The organism is Asanoa sp. NPDC049573 (genome assembly GCF_040676615.1).
GTDB lineage: Bacteria > Actinomycetota > Actinomycetes > Mycobacteriales > Micromonosporaceae > Asanoa.
The window spans coordinates 144,960-160,544 of the sequence record NZ_JBFAPI010000014.1; the positions used below are offsets into that span (position 1 = coordinate 144,960).

Sequence of the window (15,585 nt, forward strand, 5' to 3'; positions counted from 1 at the left end):
GCGTCACCGCTCGAAGGAGCGCCGTGTCCCGACCGCTGCGCGCCGACGCCCGCGCCAACCACGACCGCCTGCTCGAGGTCGCCGCGGCGGCGTTCGCCCGCGAGGGCACCGACGCCTCGCTGAAGGCCATCGCCCGGGAGGCGGGCGTCGGGATCGGCACCCTCTACCGGCGCTTCCCGACCCGGGAGCACCTGGTCGAGGCCGTCTACCGCAGCGAGGTGGCCCGGCTCTGCGCCGCCGCGCCGGACCTGCTGGAAACCATGCCGCCGGTCGAGGCGCTGACCGCCTGGATGGAACGGTTCGTCGACTTCATGGCCACGAAGCGGGCGATGATCGGCGCGCTGCGCGCCGACGATGACCGGCTGCACATCCGCGAACTGCTCCGCACCGCGATCGCGACACTGCTCGACGCCGGCGCCGGGCGGCCCGGCGTCGACCCCGACGACGTGCTGCTCGCCCTCGGCGGCATCACGCTGATCGCGGGGGAGGAGCGCGAACGGGAGTTGGCGACCCGGCTGATCGGGCTGCTCCTGCGCGGCGTCGCCGATCAGTAGCGCCAGCGGGTCGCGGCCACCACCGCCTCGTCACCAGCGCCGTCGAACAGGGCGATCTCGCCGCGCCTGACTGCCACGACCGTGTCGACCACAGCCGGACCGAGCGCCTCGCCCAGCACCTCGTCGGCCTCGAACTCGGCCACCGCCGCGGCCAGCGTGGCGGGCAGCCGGTCGATGCCGCGCGCCGCCCGCTCGCCGGGCGGCAGCGCCTCGGGGTCGTCGGCCACCGGATCCGGCAGCCGGGCGCCGGCCGCGATGCCGGCGCGGCCCGCGGCGAGCAGGCCGGCCAGCAGCAGATACGGGTTGGCCGCCGCGTCGACGCACTTGACCTCGACGTTGGCCGACTCGCCGGCGACCAGCCGCAGCGCCGCCTCCCGATTCTCCAGACCCCAGCAGGCGTACGCGCTGGCCCACTGCGACGGCACCAGGCGCAGGTAGGACGCGACCGACGGAGCGCCCAGCGCCAGCAGCGCGGGCAGCCGGGCCAGGATGCCCGCCGCGAACGCCTCGCCGGCGCGGTCGAGGCCGAACGGCCCGGCGCCGCCGGACATCGCGGTCATGCCGTCGCGCAGCACGCTCAGGTGCACGTGCCGTCCGTTGCCCACCTGGCCGGCCACCACCTTAGGTGCGAACGTCGCCCGCAGGCCGTGTGCGAGGCTGACCGCCCGCACCGTCTCCTGCACCAGCACCACCGTGTCGGCGGCGGCCAGCGGGTCGGCGGGCGCGACGGCCACCTCGAACTGGCCGGGGGAGTACTCCGGATGGATCTGCTCGACCACCACGCCCTGCGCGGTCAACGCCGCCAGCACCGCCCGCAGGTAGGGCGCGAGCTCGACGAGCCGGGTCATCCCGTAGGCCGGCCCGGTGGTCGCCGGCACGAACTCGTCGCCCGGGCCGCGGGAGACGCACCACTCGATCTCGAACCCGGCCAGCACGGCGAGGCCGGAGCCGAGCCGGTCCAGCTCCCGGCGCAGCAACCAGCGCGCGTCCAGCGGATGGGGCGAGCCGGCCTGGTCGAAGCGGTCACCCGGCGCCCAGGCCCAGCCCGGCGCGGCCGCGAGCGTCACCACCCGCCCGAGGTCGGGGTGCAGCCGCAGGTCGCCGACCGGGCCGCCGGCGTACCGGCCGCGTACCGAGCCGTCGTCGACCAGGAACGCGTCGAAGACCGCGGCGGCGCCGGCGCCCCAGGCGGCGGCGTGCGCGAGCCGGGCCAGCGGCACCGCCTTGACCCGGGTGATGCCCGAGGTGTCGACCCAGGTCAGGGCCACGCCTTCGACACCCTCGCCGGCGAGCCGGTCGGCGACCTCCCGGGCCTGCGCGGCCCGGCGGTCGCGATCACTGGCGTCCACCGACTTAGGTTAGGACGGTGGAGCTGCTGGTGGACCACCATTGCCATGGCGTCGTGCGGCGCGATCTTGACCGTGCCGGGTTCGAGGGGTGGCTCACCGAGGCGCAGCGGCCCGCGCCGGGCACGACGCTGTTCGACTCGGCGCTCGGCGACGCGCTGCGCCGGCTCTGTTTCCCGCTGCTCGACCTGGCCCCGACCGCGACGCCGGAAGCGTATCTGGAGCGGCGGGCCGACCTCGGTCACGCGGCGGTCGGGCGGCGGTTGCTGCACGCGGCGGGGCTCGCGGCCATGCTGGTCGACACCGGGTTCACGCCCGAGCCGCTGACGACACCGACCGAGTTGGGTGCGGCCGCCGGCGCGGCCGCCTACGAGGTGGTCCGGCTGGAGGCGGTGGCCGAGAGCCTGGCCGGCGCGTCCGCGGAGGGCTTCGCGGACGCCGTCCGGGCCGCGCTGGCCGAGGCGGCCGGCCGGCCGGGAACGATGGCGTTCAAATCGGTCGCCGCCTACCGGGTCGGACTGGCGCTGGGGGCGCGACGGCCGTCGGCGGGGGAGGTGCGCACGGCTGCCGGCCGCTGGCTGGCGGCAGGCGGCGGGCGCCTGGCCGACGAGACGCTGCACCGGTTCCTGGCCTTCGCGGCGCTGGACACCGGGCTGCCGTTGCAGTTCCACACCGGGCTCGGCGACCGCGACGTCGACCTGCGCGCCTGCGACCCGCTGCTGCTGGCTCCGTGGCTGCGGGCCACGGAGGCGACCGGCGTACCCGTGTTGTTGTTGCACTGCTATCCGTTCCAGCGGCACGCCGGCTATCTGGCGCAGGTGTTCCCGACCGTCCACATGGACCTCGGCCTGGCCACCCACAACGTCGGCGCGCGAGCCGGTGCGGTGCTCGCCGAGGCGCTGGAGCTGTGCCCCTACGGCAAGTTCCTCTACTCGTCGGACGGGTTCGCGCTGCCGGAACTGCACTTCCTCGGCGCCGCGCTGTTCCGGGAGGCGGCCGGCGACGACCTGGCCCGGCGGACGACCGAGAACGCGCACCGGGTCTACCCGGCGGTGGGTGGAAGGGGCCCTGGCCGATAGGGCCCCTTCCACCTTCTCACCGCGGTTCAGCAGCCTTCCGGCAGCGTGAACCGCCAGCGCTGGGCGCGCAGCACGGGAATGACCCGGTCGACGGCCTCGACGGTCTGGCTCCGGTCGCCGCCGCCGTCGTGCATCAGAACGACCGCGCCCGGTGTGAGCCGGTCCAGGAGGCGTTGGACCAGCACGTCGGTGCCCGGCGGTTCCCAGTCCGTGATGTCGAACCGCCAGCCCAGCGGCCGCATCCCGAGCGATGCCGCCACGTCAGCACTGGCACCCCAGGCGCCGAACGGCGCGCGGAAATAGGGTATCCGGGCGTGTGGCACCGCCCGCCGGATCGCGGCGCTGGTCTCGCGCAGGTCGGCCGCGATCTGTTCCGGCGTCCAGGTGCTCAGGTCGTCGTGGTGCATGCTGTGGTTGCACAGCGTGTGCCCGGCCCGCACGATCGCCCGCACCACCTCGGGGTGCTCGACGACGTGGTCGCCCCACAGGCAGAACACCGCCTTGACGTGGTGCCGGCGCAGCACGTCGAGCAGCCGCAACGTGTCGGGTGGGTTCGGGCCGTCGTCGAAGGTGAAGCTGACCACGTTGCCGTGCCCGCGGGCCGAGTCGACGATGTCGGCGCTGACCCGCCCGTGCGCGTCGGCGGTGCCGGCCACGCCGAGCACCAGCGCCACCGCGCCGAGCACGGCGACCAACCCGCGCCTCATCGGCGCGGCTTCTGCGGTATGCGGGGCAGGACGTACGGCCGTCCACTGTAGATCAGATCCGCCTTCATCTCCTGGTACGCCCGCTTGGGCTGGTAGTTCTCGTCGTAGATGGTGGCCAACCCCTCGGGCGGGTCGGTGAACCAGGTGGGCACCCAGGAGTGCTTGTCGGTGAAACCCCAGACGGTGAACGAGAGGCAGTGCCGGTCGGCCAGACAGGCCCGCAACAGCACGCTGTAGTTGCCGGCCGACGCCTGCAGCCGGGGGTTGATCTCGTTGGAGTCGCCGGCCTGCACGCCGGCCGTCATCTGGCTGCGCACGTCGACCTCGGTGAACGCGGTGGCCAGGCCCAGCCCGGCGAAGCGCTTGAGCGCCGCGGCGACCTGGAAGGTGTCGTAGTTGCCGTATTGCGTGCCGAGGTGGCCCTGGCTGCCGATGCCGTCGATCGGCACCCCGTCGCGCAGCAGCGCCTTGGCCATGTCGAAGACGAACTGGGTCTTGTCGTCGGCCGGGTCGCCGGAGCCGAACGCCTCGATGTTGTAGTCGTTGTAGAACAGCAGGGCGCCCGGGTCGGCGGCGCGGGCCCAGCGGAACGCGTCGGCGATGTAGCCGTCGCCGAGGTGCTCGGCCCAGAAACCCTTGTAGTGCAGGGTCGGCGGACTGTCCCACGGGTCGCTGACGGCTTCGTTGACCACGTCCCACTGCCAGATCTTGCCCTTGAAGTGCTTGACCACGGTGGTGATGTGGTCGCGCAGGATCTGCCGCAACTCGGCCGCGTCGATCGAGCCGTCGTTGACGCCGTCGGTGAGCCAGGCCGGCAGTTGGTTCTGCCAGACCAGGACGTGGCCGCGGACCCGCTGGTTGTTGCGCTTGGCGAAGGCGATCAGTTCGTCGGCCGGGGCCCAGTTGTAGGTGCCGCGGGTGGGTTCGAGGGATTCCCACTTCATCACGTTCTCGGCCGTGACGGTGGAGAACTCGCGGGACACCGTGGCCCGGTACTGCGGGTCGGCGGTGTCGGCGAGGGCGGCCATGTCGACCGCGGTGCCGATGTAGAGGTCATGCCGCAGGCCCAGCGTGCGCAGGCTCTGCTGGGCCGGGTCGACCGGGTGGCTCGCCGTGGCGGGCGTGCCCGCGACGGCGGCGGTCGCCAGCACGACCGCGCTGGCGGCGAGCCATCGTTTCAGCTTCATGTGCGCTCCTATCGCGAGCGACGCCGATAGTTACGGATCGAGTTCCGTAACTTTGCCGAAACATAACGGCCCAGATTGTCCCGCGTCAATCCAAAAGAGTTCCGGAAGTTCCCTCCGTCCAGGTGGCCTCGGCGAAATCGGCGTGCACCCCCTCGGCGCCCAGGTCCTGCACCCAGAGCCCGACGAACGCCCCGGTGAAGCCCCACGCGGCCGGCTCGCCGTCGACCACCTGCGCCGCATGCTCGTCGGACAGGATGGTGGCGTCCAGCGTTACCGGTAGCTCGCGCCAGCCGACACCGAGGTCGTAGGCGAACCGCACCACCGGGCCGTCGAACGCGGCGCGGATTCCGACCCGGGTGGCACCACCGGTGTCGACGGTGACCTCCGGGTGGGCGCGCAGCCGGCCACGGTCGCTGGTCAGCACCTCGAGCACCACCCGGCCGTCGTCGGCGCGGGTCAGGTAGCAGAAGTGCCAGTTGCGCGAGTTGTAGTAGGCGGTGACGCCGGCCAGCTGCCGGTGGTCGCCGGGCTCGAACTCGACCACGGCTGACAGCGCGCAGTGTTCGGCACCCACCCGGCGGGCGACCAGGCTCGGCCATTGCCGGCCCACCGGTGACTGGCCGCCACGCACCCGCAGGTGGCCGGGGCGGCTGGTCAGGTCGACCCAGTCCGGCGTGGCCGGCCGGCGCAGCGTCGACCACCAGGGCGCGAGGTCGGGCCCGGCGAAATCGTCGGTCGCCGGTTCGGCCGGCCACGGGTGCGCCGGCAGGCCCGGCGCGGTGACCTCGTCGGCGGGGATGCCGCCCTCGATCCGCGGCCAGCCCCCGGGCGCCCAGTCGACCCGTTGGATGGCCGTCTCCCGGCCCAGCACGCAGTTGCCGAGCGGAGTCGCGGGCCGGGCCGTGAGATGGGCCAGGTACCACTGCCCGTCCTCCGTGCGCACCAGGCTGCCGTGGCCGGCCTTCTGCAGTCGCAGGTCGGGGCGGCCCAGCGAGGTCAGCAGCGGGCCCTCGGGATCGGCCTCGTAGGGTCCGAACAGGTCGCGCGACCTCGCCACGGTGACCTGGTGCTCCCAACTCGTGCCGCCCTCGGCGGTGACCAGCCAGTACCAGCCGTCGTGCCGGTAGAGGTGCGGTCCCTCGGTCATCCCGGCGGCGGTGCCGCCGAAGATCGGCCGGGCCTGGCCGACCAGTCGGCGCTCGGCCAGGTCGTAGCGCTGGATCTCGATGCCGCCGAACCGGTCCCGGCCCGGTCGCCAGTCGGCGCTCAGGTTCAGCAGCCAGGTGCTGCCGTCGTCGTCGTGGAACAGCGACGCGTCGAAACCGCGCCCGTGCAGCCGGACCGGGTCCGACCACGGCCCGTCGATCGACGGCGCGCTGGTGTGGAAGTTCTGCGGGTCCCAGTAGCCGCTGGCGAAGCTGGCGACGTCGCTGTAGATCAGGTGGAACCGGCCGTCGTGGTAACTCAGGTCGGGCGCCCAGACGCCATTGGAGTCGCCGGCGCCGCGCAGGTCGAGCAGCCGCCGGTCGGTGATGATGCCGCCGCGCGTCCGCCAGTTGACCAGGTCGCGCGAGTGGTGCACGCGGACGCCCGGGTACCACTCGAAGGTCGACGTGGCCAGGTAGTAGTCGCCACCCACGCGCAGGATCGACGGATCCGGGTTGAAGCCGCGCAGGACCGGGTTCCGGATCGACCGGGCGGCGGTTGCGGTGGCTGCGGTCTCGGTCGCCATGGGCAGCTCCTTCGGGTCCGCTTCCGGTGACTTCCGGAAGCCGGTCGCCCCGATATGGGCGAACTCCCCGAACACGGTAATGGCTCACATCGAGATTAGACAGTTCCTTGACCGGCAGTTGCGCACGTCGTAACCTGCCCGCCATACCGGAAGAACTATCGGCATCGATCCGAAAGTTTCGGCACCGCGTTTCCTGCACGTCCCGCCGGCTGCGGCCGGCATCCGAAGATCCGGATTTCCTCGAAGGGATGGCACATGACAGCGCACCTCTCCCGCAGATCGCTGCTCGGACTGGCCGGCCTCGGCGCCGGCGCGGTCCTGTTGGGCGCCTGCGGCGACGACGACGACGGTGGCTCGGCCGCGGCCGACGGTCCACAAACGATCAACTGGTGGCACATCCAGAACACCGAGCCGATGCTGCCGGTCTGGGCGGCGATGGCCAAGGAGTACCAGACCGCGCACCCCAACGTGAAGATCGCGATCCAGCCACTGGAGAACGAGGCGTTCAAGACCAAGCTGACCACCGCCACCCAGGCCGGCTCGCCGCCGGACCTGTTCCAGTCGTGGGGCGGCGGGGTGCTCCAGCAACAGGTCGACGCCGGCCTGGTCAAGGACATCACCGACGACGTCAAGCCATGGGTCGGCACGCTGCTGCCCGCCGCGATGCAGCCCTACACGATCGAGGACCGGATCTACGGCGTCCCGTTCGACATCGGCATGATCGGCTTCTGGTACAACAAGGACCTCTTCGCCAAGGCCGGCGTCACGGCACCGCCGACCACCTGGGCCGAACTGCTCACCGTTGTCACCAAGATAAAGGGCTCCGGCACGGTGCCCATCGCCCTGGCCGGCAAGGAGAAATGGCCCGGCCACTACTACTGGGCCTACCTGGCGATGCGGATCGGCGGCCTGGAAGCGTTGCAGCGGGCCGCGACCGACAAGAACTTCGACACACCCGACTTCGTCGCCGCGGGGGAGCGGCTCAAGGAACTCGTCGACCTCCAGCCGTTCCAGAAGGGGTTCCTCGGCGCCGAATACGGCTCACCCGACGGCCAGGCCGCGACCATGGGCAACGGCCGCGCGGCGATGGAGCTGATGGGCCAGTGGGCACCCTCGGTGCAGGCCAGCTCCTCGACCAGCAAGAAGGGCATCGGCGACAAGCTCGGCTTCTTCACCTTCCCCGCGGTCGACGGCGGCAAGGGCAAGCCCACCGACGCGTTCGGTGGCGGCAACGGGTTCGCGGTCGGCCGCAACGCGCCGCCGGCGACCCTCGACCTGCTCAAGACCCTGCTCGACGTCGAACACCAGCGCCGCTCCGCGGCCACCGGCGCGGTGCTGCCCACCAACAAGGACGCCGCCGACTCGATCAAGGACGAGACCAGCAAGGTGGTCGCGTCGACGCTGGCCAGCGCCACCGGGTTCCAGCTCTACCTCGACCAGGCCTACCCGCCGGCCGTGGGCCAGCAGGTCAACGACAGCGTCGCCGAGCTGATCGCCGGCTCGAAGAAGGCCGACCAGGTCGTCAAGGACATCACCACGGTGGCGAAGAGCCAGTAACGATGCTCACCACCACACCACCCGTCGCGGCGGTGCCGGCGGTCCCGCAACCGCGGGGCCGCCGGGCCCGGCCGCGAGCGGGCCGCCTGGCCACCGTCGCCGTCTTCCTCGCGCCCGCGCTCGCGCTGTTCCTGCTCCTCGTCGTCGCCCCGATCCTGGTCGCCGGCTACGCCAGCGCGTACAAGTGGAACGGTTTCGGTCTGCCGGAGAACTTCGTCGGTCTCGACAACTTCACCCGCGCGTTCGGCGACCCGACCTTCCGCGGCGACCTGTGGCGAGCGCTGGTGCTGATCGGCCTCTCGCTGGTCGTCCAACTCCCCGTCGCGCTGGGCCTGGCCATGCTGCTCAACCAGCCGCTCAAGGGGCGCGGCGTCTACCGGCTGATCTTCTTCGCCCCGTACGTGCTCTCCGAGGTCACCACCGCGGTGCTGTTCACGCTCGTCTTCTCGCCGAACCGCGGCCTCGGCGACGGGTTGGCCCGCTGGCTCGGCGCCGACGCCGGCACCGTCTTCGCCGACCCGGACACCGTGCTGTTCGCGCTGTTCCTGGTGATCTCCTGGAAGTACTTCGGCTTCCACATGGTGCTCTACCTGGCCGGCCGGCAGAGCATCCCGCGCGAGCTGACCGAGGCGGCCACCACCGACGGCGCCAGCGCCTGGCAGGCCTTCCGGCACGTCACGCTGCCGCTGCTCGGCCCGACCATCCGGGTCAGTGTGTTCCTCTCGGTGATCGGCACCATCCAGCTCTTCGACATGGTCTGGGTGCTCACCGGCGGCGGCCCGATCCACTCCTCGGAGACGATGGCCGTGACCATGTACCAGTACGGTTTCCGCCGCTTCGAGGTCGGCTACGCCAGCGCCATCTCGATCATCATGTTCGTGCTGAGCTTCGCGTTCGCGCTGTTCTACCAGCGCGTCATCATGCGCCGCGACACCGAGGGCGCGATCACCACCAAGGGAGTGCAGCGATGACGACCCCGGCCCGGCGACTCGTCCTGCACCTCGTCTCGATCGTCATCGGCGCCCTGATCGTGGTGCCGGTGCTGTTCGGGGTGCTGGGCGGCTTCAAGGACAACGGCCAGCTCGCCGAGAACCCGCTCGGCCTGCCCCACCCGTGGGTGGTCGGCAACTACACCGGCATCCTGGCCTCCGGCGTGTTCTGGCGGCAGCTCGCCAACAGCACGCTGATCGCGGTGGCCACGGCCCTGGTGGTGGTCGGCGCGTCGGCGATGGCGGCGTTCGTCTTCGCCCGCTTCGCGTTCCGCGGCCGGGAGGCACTGTTCACCCTGTTCGCGGCCGGACTGATGTTCCCGTTCGCGGTGGCGATCCTGCCGCTGTTCATCCTGCTGCGGTCCATCGGCCTGCTCGACAACCCGCTCGGGGTGATCCTGCCGCAGGCCGCGTTCGGGCTGCCGGTCACCATCATCATCCTGCGGCAGTTCTTCCGGACGATCCCGGCCGAGGTCGAGGAGGCGGCCACCCTCGACGGCTGCAACCCGGCCGGCTTCTTCTGGCGGATCCTGCTGCCGATGGCCCGCCCGGCCCTGGCCACCGTGTCGGTGCTGGCCGTGGTGGCCAGTTGGAACAACTTCATGCTGCCGCTGGTCGTGTTCACCGACCAGAACTGGTGGACGCTGCCGGTGGGTGTGCAGGCCTTCCAGGGGCAATACTCCGACGACACCGCGCGCGTGCTGGCGTACGTGGTGATCTCGATGATTCCGGCACTCGGTTTCTACGCGGTGGCCGAACGTCAGCTCGTAGGCGGCCTGGCCGGCGGTGTGAAGGGCTGATCGACGGTCGTAGGCTCCACACCATGACGAAAGGGCGATCCATGCCAGGTGCGGCCTCCGGTGGTGCCGCCGACGACAAGCGGACCGTGACCATCGCGGCGATCGCGCGCCTGGCGGGTGTCTCGGTGCCCACCGTCTCGCGGGTGCTCAACGGCCGCGCCGACGTGTCGCCGCACACCCGCAAGCGGGTCGAAGACCTGCTCAGCCAGCACGGCTACCGGCGCCGGCCACCCAGCATGCGGGCCAACTCCGGCCTGGTCGACCTGGTCTTCAACGACATCGACAGCCCGTGGGCGGTCGAGATCATCCGGGGCGTCGAAGACGTCGCGCACGCCTCCGGCGTCGGCACGGTCGTGTCGGCCATTCACCGCCGCACCTCGTCGGCCAAGCAGTGGCTCGACAACATCCGCACCCGCTCCACCGAGGGCGTCATCTTCGTGACCTCCACGCTCGAACCGCCGCTGCAGAGCGAGTTGCGGCGGCTCAACATCCCGGTGGTGATCGTCGACCCGGCCGGCGTGCCGCCGCAGGAGGCGCCCACCATCGGCGCCACCAACTGGGTCGGCAGCCTGCACGCGACCGAATACCTGATCGGTCTCGGCCACCGGCGGATCGGCTTCATCGGCGGCCCACCCCACCTGATGTGCAGCCGGGCCCGCCTCGACGGCTATCGCGCGGCGCTCGAGTCGGCCGGCGTCCCGGTCGACGACACGCTGATCCGGCCGGGCAACTTCTACCACGAGGCAGGCTTCGCCGGCGGCACCGAGTTGCTCGCGCTGGCCGACCCGCCGACGGCGATCTTCGCGTCGAGCGACCAGATGGCATTAGGGGTGTACGAGGCCGTCCGCCAGCAGAAGCTGCGGGTGCCCGACGACATCAGCGTGGTCGGCTTCGACGACCTGCCCGAGGTGCGCTGGTGCTCGCCGCCGCTGACCACCGTGCGCCAGCCGCTGGCCGAGATGGGCCTGCTCGCCGCCCGCACCGTGCTCCGGCTGGCCCGCGGCGAGCAGATCGAAAGCCCGCGGATCGAGCTGGCCACCGAGCTGATCGTCCGGGACAGCGCGGTCGCCCCCGCCGCCTGACGTCACCCGCACACCCGACTCCGTCGGCCGGCGGTGGCAGGATGGCCGGATGGATGTGCGGGAGCGCAACAACATCACCTGGCTGGGCCCCGACGACGGCCCCGTGGTGCTGCTCTCGCACGGCTTCGGCTGCGACCAGAACATGTGGCGGCTGGTCGCGCCGAGCCTGGCCAAGCAGCACCGCGTCGGCCTCTTCGACCATGTCGGTGCCGGCGGCTCAGACCTGTCGGCCTGGCGGGCCGACCGCTACGCGACCCTCGACGGCTACGCCGACGACGTCCTGCGCATCTGCACCGACCTCGACCTGCGCGACGTGGCCTTCGTCGGCCACTCGGTGAGCGCGATGATCGGGGTACTGGCCGCAAACCGCCGGCCCGACCTGTTCGCCGGGCTGGCACTGGTCACGCCGTCGCCCCGCTACATCGACGAGCCCGGCTACCGGGGCGGGTTCAGCCGGTCCGACATCGACGAGCTGCTGGACTCGCTCGACAGCAACTATCTCGGCTGGTCGCAGGCCATCGCACCGGTGATCATGGGCAACCCCGACCGGCCCGAACTCGGCGCCGAGCTGACCAACAGCTTCTGCCGCACCGACCCGACGATCGCGCGCTCGTTCGCCCGGGCGACCTTCCTGTCCGACAACCGGGCCGACCTCGCGGCGGTGTCCGTGCCCACGCTGGTGCTGGAATGCCGCGACGACGTGATCGCCCCGCCCGAGGTCGGCGCCTACGTGCACGACCGGATCCGCGGCAGCGTGCTGGTCAGGCTCGACGCCACCGGTCACTGCCCCCAGCTCAGCGCGCCCCGCGAGACCGAGGCGGCGCTGCTGTCCTTCCTCGGCTCGCTCTGGTGACCGCCGCCCGCACGCCCGACGACCGCTACGACGACGACGCGCCGTGCGGCAGCCTGGTGACCACGCTCGACGGCACCGTCGTGCGGGCCAACGCGACCCTGCTCCGCTGGATCGGCCTGCGCCGCGACGAGGTGGTCGGCCAGCTCCGGTTCAGTGACCTGCTCAACGTCGGCGGCCGGATCTACTACGAGACGCACCTGGCGCCGCTGTTGCGGATGCAGGGCGAGATCGCCGGCGTGGCACTCGAGTTGCGGGTGGCCGGCGGCGCCCGGCTACCCGTATTGGTCACCGCCGTGGTGCTGACCGACCCCGGCGGGGGTCCGGCCCAGATCCGTGTCATCGTCTTCGACGCCCGCGAACGCCGCTCCTACGAACAGGAACTGCTGCGCGCACGCGAGGCCGCCGACCGCGACCGGGATCGGCTCACCCACCTCGTCCGCTCGCTGCAGCAGAGCCTGCTGCCGGCGGCGCTGCCCGTCCCGCCCGGCACGCAGACCGCCGCCTACTACCACATGGCGTCGGCGGAAGAGGTGGGCGGCGACTTCTACGACCTGTTCCCGCTGCCCGGCAACCGCTGGGGGTTCCTGCTCGGCGACGTCTGCGGCAAAGGCGTCGAGGCCGCGGCGGTCACGGCCATGGCCCGCTACACGATCCGGGCCTCCGCCTTCCACGATCCGGACCCGGCGGCCGCCGTCGGAAGCCTCAACAGCGTCCTCTACCAGGAGCACCGCTCGCCGACGCACCGGCACTGCACGGTGGTGTGCGGCGTATTCGCCGTGGGCGAGGGCGGCGTCGAGGTGACGATGGCGACGGGCGGCCATCCGCCACCGCTGCTGCTGCGCGGCGACGGCACGGCCGACTACCTGCCCGCCACCGGCGGTCCGCTGGTCGGCGTCCTGGCCGACGCCCGTTACTACGCGCAGACGCTGACGCTGCGGCCGGGCGACACGTTGCTGCTCTACACCGACGGGCTCACCGAGGCCCGGGCGCCGGGCACGAGGCGGCGCTACGGCCCGGACGAGCTGCTCGCGTACGCCGCGGGCGTCGCACCGGCGACCGCCTCCTCGGCCGTCGCCGCGGTTCAGGCGCTGCTCGGCTCCTTCGACGGCGGCCTGGACGACGACGTGGCGGTGATGGCCATCGGCGCGCTGGCAACCGTCCAGAGTGGTCCGTAGGCTGTCGGCTTATGAACCAGACCGATCCGGCCGGCGAGCTGACCCGGGAGGTGCTCGACCGCATCGAGGGGGCGCCGGACGCCCGCCTGCGCGAGGTGCTCCAGGCCGCGGTGCGCCACCTGCACGGCTTCGCGCGCGAGGTCTCGCTGTCGCCCGCCGAGTGGCTGGCCGGCATCCGGTTCCTCACCGCGGTCGGCCGGATGAGCGACGACCAGCGCCAGGAGTTGATCCTGCTGTCCGACACGCTCGGCCTCTCGTCGCTGGTGGAGACCATCGCGCACCCGGTCGACGCGGCCACCGACGCGACCGTCCTGGGTCCGTTCTACGTGCCCGGTGCGCCGTGGCGGGCCGCGGGCGACTCGATCGCGGTCGCGGATCCGGGTGGCAGCCCGTGCGTGGTGCGTGGTCTGGTGCGCGGCGCCTCCGGCCCACTGGCCGGTGCGGTGCTCGACGCGTGGCAATGCGCTTCCAACGGTCTTTACGACGTGCAGGATCCGGGCCAGCCACCGGGCAACATGCGCGGCCGGTTCCGCACCGGCGACGACGGCTCCTTCGTGTTCCGCACCAGCCGGCCGGTCAGCTACCCGATCCCCGACGACGGCCCGGTCGGCGTGCTGCTGCGCGCCAGCGGCCGGCATCCCTGGCGGGCGGCACACATCCACGTCATCGTCTCGGCCGACGGCCACGAGCCGGTGACCACCCACCTGTTCGACGCCGCCAGCTCCTATCTGGACAGCGACGCGGTCTTCGGCGTAAGGGCCAGCCTGGTCAAGGAGTTCCTCGCGCAGCCCGACGGCAGCACCCTGGTCGAGCACGACTTCGTCCTGCGGGCGGCGTGATGGAGACCGTCGAACGAGTCGACACCTCCCGCGGCGAGTTGGTCCTGCGCCGCGACAACGGCGACTACGAGCTGATCAGCAACGGGGTGTTCCTGATGGACACCCGCTCCGGCGCCTCCGAACGCACCCTGGTGCGGGCGGCTCTGGCCGGTATGGCGCCGGGCGGCCGGCTGCTCATCGGCGGTCTTGGCGTGGGCTTCTCGCTGGCCGAGGCGGTCGGGTACGCGGCGCTGGCCGAGATCGTGGTGGTCGAGATCGAGCCGGCCGTGGTCGCCTGGCACGCCACCCACCTGGCACCGTTCAGCGGGGGAGCGCTCGACGACCCGCGGGTCCGGGTGGTCACGGCCGACCTGGGCGGCTGGCTGGCCGACACCGACGAGCGCTTCGACGCCATCTGCCTCGACGTCGACAACGGCCCCGACTGGACGGTGTTCGGCGACAACGCCGCCCTCTACGGCGACGCCGGCACCGCGATGCTGGGCGACCACCTCAACCCGGGTGGCGTGCTGGCCGTGTGGAGCGCCAGCGCGTCGGCGGCCTACGCCACCCGGCTGGCCGCCACCATCGGCGAGGTCGAGACGAGGCTGACCGAGGTGCCACACGGCGAACCCGACGTGGTCTACCTCGCCCGCCGGTCCTGACCCGCTGCCGGTCCCGGCCCGCCGGCCCGCCCGGCCTTGAGCAGGGCGGCGCCGTGAAACCCGCTAGCCGGCCATGCCGGCGCCGGCGTCGTCGACCGCCGCGTCGACCCGGTGGGCCAGGGCCACGTCGGCCTCGGTCACCGTGCCGGTCGCCGCGGTGTAGACGGTCAGCGTCGCCGTGCCCCGCGCGGGGCGGGAGATGTGCGGCGAGCGGCCGGTCTCGGCCCGCAGCCCCTCGATCAGCGGCAGCACCCGGTCGAGGTTGTCGGGCGGCAACTCGATCGTGCGGCTCATCGCGCGCCGGTCGCCGGACCAGTCCGGCAGGTCGCGCAGGGCGGCCGAGACCTCGTCGTCGTCGAGCGCCAGCGGGTGCCCCGACGGCGTCCGCGCGTCGGGCGGCAGCGGCTCGGCCAGCGAACCCAACTCGGGCGGCAGCGGCAGGTCGATGCCGGCGTCGCCGAGGACGGCGAACACCGCCTGGACCTTGACCCTTATTTCCTCCGGCCGCCGTTCCAGCAGCCGGCCCACCTCGCGCAGGAACATGGTCAGGTCGCGCTCCGGCGGCCCGGCCAGCGCGCGGGCCACCTCCAGCTCACCCGGAAGCGTCTGCATCAGGCGTTTCCCGTCGGGCTCGTCGAGCGACCGGGCGGTCACCCCGACCACCGCGCGGGTCAGCTCGCGGGCCGCGTGGAACTCGTCGCCGGTCAGCCGGGCCACCTCGCCGACCAGCTCGCGATAGCGCAGCCGCGGGCCGGCACCGGCGTCGGTGGTGCCGTCCTCGTCGGCCGCGCGGCGTGGCCACTCCTGCCCCGGCTCGCCCAACTGCGGGATCCGGGTCGCGCCGGCCTCCGGCTTGTGCCGACCGGCCGTCGGCGGGCCCGCGCGGCGTTTCTCCGGCCGGTGTTCCTGCTGCTTCGAGGCGCCCAGCGTGACACCCTCCGCACTGGGCGAGCGGTTGGCGTTGCGCGCTTCCCGGGCCAGCTCGCGGCGGCGCCGGTTGTCGCCTTCCATCTCCTTGGGGGCCATGAGCTGGATTGCCCGCTG

At 72.3% G+C, this 15,585-nt stretch carries 15 protein-coding genes; 10 read left to right on the forward strand and 5 right to left on the reverse strand.

Going from position 1 to position 15,585, the window contains the following annotated elements; genetic code table 11:
- The first annotated feature begins 23 nt into the window (after positions 1-23).
- Positions 24-554 (forward strand): helix-turn-helix domain-containing protein, encoded by a 531-nt coding sequence (locus AB0J74_RS27810; protein ID WP_363452984.1) that lies wholly within the window; start codon positions 24-26, stop codon positions 552-554.
- On the opposite strand, the gene AB0J74_RS27815 is transcribed toward AB0J74_RS27810, so the two are convergent.
- Positions 548-1,903, reverse strand: a complete 1,356-nt coding sequence (locus AB0J74_RS27815) for a glutamine synthetase family protein (protein ID WP_363452986.1) — start codon at positions 1,901-1,903, stop codon at positions 548-550. The genes AB0J74_RS27810 and AB0J74_RS27815 overlap by 7 nt on opposite strands.
- Before the next feature lie 17 nt (positions 1,904-1,920).
- Here AB0J74_RS27815 and AB0J74_RS27820 point away from each other — a divergent pair, with 17 nt between their 5' ends.
- Positions 1,921-2,979: an amidohydrolase family protein gene (locus AB0J74_RS27820; protein WP_363452988.1), complete on the forward strand. Its 1,059-nt coding sequence runs from the start codon at positions 1,921-1,923 to the stop codon at positions 2,977-2,979.
- 26 nt (positions 2,980-3,005) lie between these two features.
- On the opposite strand, the gene AB0J74_RS27825 is transcribed toward AB0J74_RS27820, so the two are convergent.
- The 3 genes from AB0J74_RS27825 to AB0J74_RS27835 all read right to left on the reverse strand — a co-directional run bounded on the left by AB0J74_RS27825 (position 3,006) and on the right by AB0J74_RS27835 (position 6,605).
- Positions 3,006-3,686, reverse strand: coding sequence for a polysaccharide deacetylase family protein (locus tag AB0J74_RS27825; RefSeq protein WP_363452990.1), 681 nt, complete (start codon positions 3,684-3,686; stop codon positions 3,006-3,008).
- On the reverse strand, positions 3,683-4,873 hold the full coding sequence (locus AB0J74_RS27830; RefSeq protein ID WP_363452992.1) for an endo-1,4-beta-xylanase: 1,191 nt from the start codon (positions 4,871-4,873) through the stop codon (positions 3,683-3,685). Before AB0J74_RS27830 ends, AB0J74_RS27825 begins: the two co-directional genes overlap by 4 nt.
- A gap of 85 nt (positions 4,874-4,958) precedes the next feature.
- Positions 4,959-6,605, reverse strand: a complete 1,647-nt coding sequence (locus tag AB0J74_RS27835; RefSeq protein WP_363452994.1) for a glycoside hydrolase family 43 protein — start codon at positions 6,603-6,605, stop codon at positions 4,959-4,961.
- A 255-nt stretch (positions 6,606-6,860) separates the two neighbouring features.
- Here AB0J74_RS27835 and AB0J74_RS27840 point away from each other — a divergent pair, with 255 nt between their 5' ends.
- From AB0J74_RS27840 to AB0J74_RS27875, 8 genes are read left to right on the forward strand one after another with little or no spacing between them, the layout of a single operon-like run.
- The gene (locus tag AB0J74_RS27840; protein WP_363452996.1) at positions 6,861-8,162 is read left to right on the forward strand and encodes an extracellular solute-binding protein; all 1,302 of its coding nucleotides are present in this window, start codon (positions 6,861-6,863) and stop codon (positions 8,160-8,162) included.
- Between the two features lie 2 nt (positions 8,163-8,164).
- Positions 8,165-9,133: a sugar ABC transporter permease gene (locus AB0J74_RS27845; protein WP_363452998.1), complete on the forward strand. Its 969-nt coding sequence runs from the start codon at positions 8,165-8,167 to the stop codon at positions 9,131-9,133.
- A complete protein-coding gene (locus AB0J74_RS27850; protein WP_363453000.1) occupies positions 9,130-9,951 on the forward strand; it encodes a carbohydrate ABC transporter permease in 822 nt (273 codons plus the stop codon). The genes AB0J74_RS27845 and AB0J74_RS27850 overlap by 4 nt, the downstream gene beginning before the upstream one ends.
- 23 nt (positions 9,952-9,974) lie before the next feature.
- On the forward strand, positions 9,975-11,033 hold the full coding sequence (locus tag AB0J74_RS27855) for a LacI family DNA-binding transcriptional regulator (RefSeq protein ID WP_363453002.1): 1,059 nt from the start codon (positions 9,975-9,977) through the stop codon (positions 11,031-11,033).
- A gap of 49 nt (positions 11,034-11,082) precedes the next feature.
- On the forward strand, positions 11,083-11,886 hold the full coding sequence (locus AB0J74_RS27860; protein ID WP_363453004.1) for an alpha/beta hydrolase: 804 nt from the start codon (positions 11,083-11,085) through the stop codon (positions 11,884-11,886).
- Complete coding sequence (locus AB0J74_RS27865; protein WP_363453006.1) at positions 11,883-13,061, forward strand: SpoIIE family protein phosphatase; 1,179 nt, start codon at positions 11,883-11,885, stop codon at positions 13,059-13,061. Before AB0J74_RS27860 ends, AB0J74_RS27865 begins: the two co-directional genes overlap by 4 nt.
- Before the next feature lie 11 nt (positions 13,062-13,072).
- Positions 13,073-13,900: a dioxygenase gene (locus AB0J74_RS27870; RefSeq protein ID WP_363453008.1), complete on the forward strand. Its 828-nt coding sequence runs from the start codon at positions 13,073-13,075 to the stop codon at positions 13,898-13,900.
- The gene (locus AB0J74_RS27875; protein WP_363453010.1) at positions 13,900-14,541 is read left to right on the forward strand and encodes a spermidine synthase; all 642 of its coding nucleotides are present in this window, start codon (positions 13,900-13,902) and stop codon (positions 14,539-14,541) included. Before AB0J74_RS27870 ends, AB0J74_RS27875 begins: the two co-directional genes overlap by 1 nt.
- Before the next feature lie 63 nt (positions 14,542-14,604).
- Here the strand turns inward: AB0J74_RS27875 and AB0J74_RS27880 are convergent, their stop codons facing one another.
- Positions 14,605-15,567, reverse strand: a complete 963-nt coding sequence (locus AB0J74_RS27880) for a DUF2267 domain-containing protein (protein WP_363453012.1) — start codon at positions 15,565-15,567, stop codon at positions 14,605-14,607.
- Positions 15,568-15,585: the final 18 nt, after the last annotated feature.

What these genes read in the sequence shown, in the direction of transcription:
- AB0J74_RS27850 (WP_363453000.1), top strand. Translation starts at nt 9,130, where the DNA reads ATGACGACCCCGGCCCGGCGACTCGTCCTGCACCTCGTCTCGATCGTC.
- AB0J74_RS27840 (WP_363452996.1), top strand. Translation starts at nt 6,861, where the DNA reads ATGACAGCGCACCTCTCCCGCAGATCGCTGCTCGGACTGGCCGGCCTC.
- AB0J74_RS27855 (WP_363453002.1), top strand. Translation starts at nt 9,975, where the DNA reads ATGACGAAAGGGCGATCCATGCCAGGTGCGGCCTCCGGTGGTGCCGCC.
- AB0J74_RS27860 (WP_363453004.1), top strand. Translation starts at nt 11,083, where the DNA reads ATGGATGTGCGGGAGCGCAACAACATCACCTGGCTGGGCCCCGACGAC.
- AB0J74_RS27870 (WP_363453008.1), top strand. Translation starts at nt 13,073, where the DNA reads ATGAACCAGACCGATCCGGCCGGCGAGCTGACCCGGGAGGTGCTCGAC.
- AB0J74_RS27835 (WP_363452994.1), bottom strand. Translation starts at nt 6,605, where the DNA reads ATGGCGACCGAGACCGCAGCCACCGCAACCGCCGCCCGGTCGATCCGG.
- AB0J74_RS27875 (WP_363453010.1), top strand. Translation starts at nt 13,900, where the DNA reads ATGGAGACCGTCGAACGAGTCGACACCTCCCGCGGCGAGTTGGTCCTG.
- AB0J74_RS27845 (WP_363452998.1), top strand. Translation starts at nt 8,165, where the DNA reads ATGCTCACCACCACACCACCCGTCGCGGCGGTGCCGGCGGTCCCGCAA.
- AB0J74_RS27880 (WP_363453012.1), bottom strand. Translation starts at nt 15,567, where the DNA reads ATGGCCCCCAAGGAGATGGAAGGCGACAACCGGCGCCGCCGCGAGCTG.
- AB0J74_RS27830 (WP_363452992.1), bottom strand. Translation starts at nt 4,873, where the DNA reads ATGAAGCTGAAACGATGGCTCGCCGCCAGCGCGGTCGTGCTGGCGACC.
- AB0J74_RS27825 (WP_363452990.1), bottom strand. Translation starts at nt 3,686, where the DNA reads ATGAGGCGCGGGTTGGTCGCCGTGCTCGGCGCGGTGGCGCTGGTGCTC.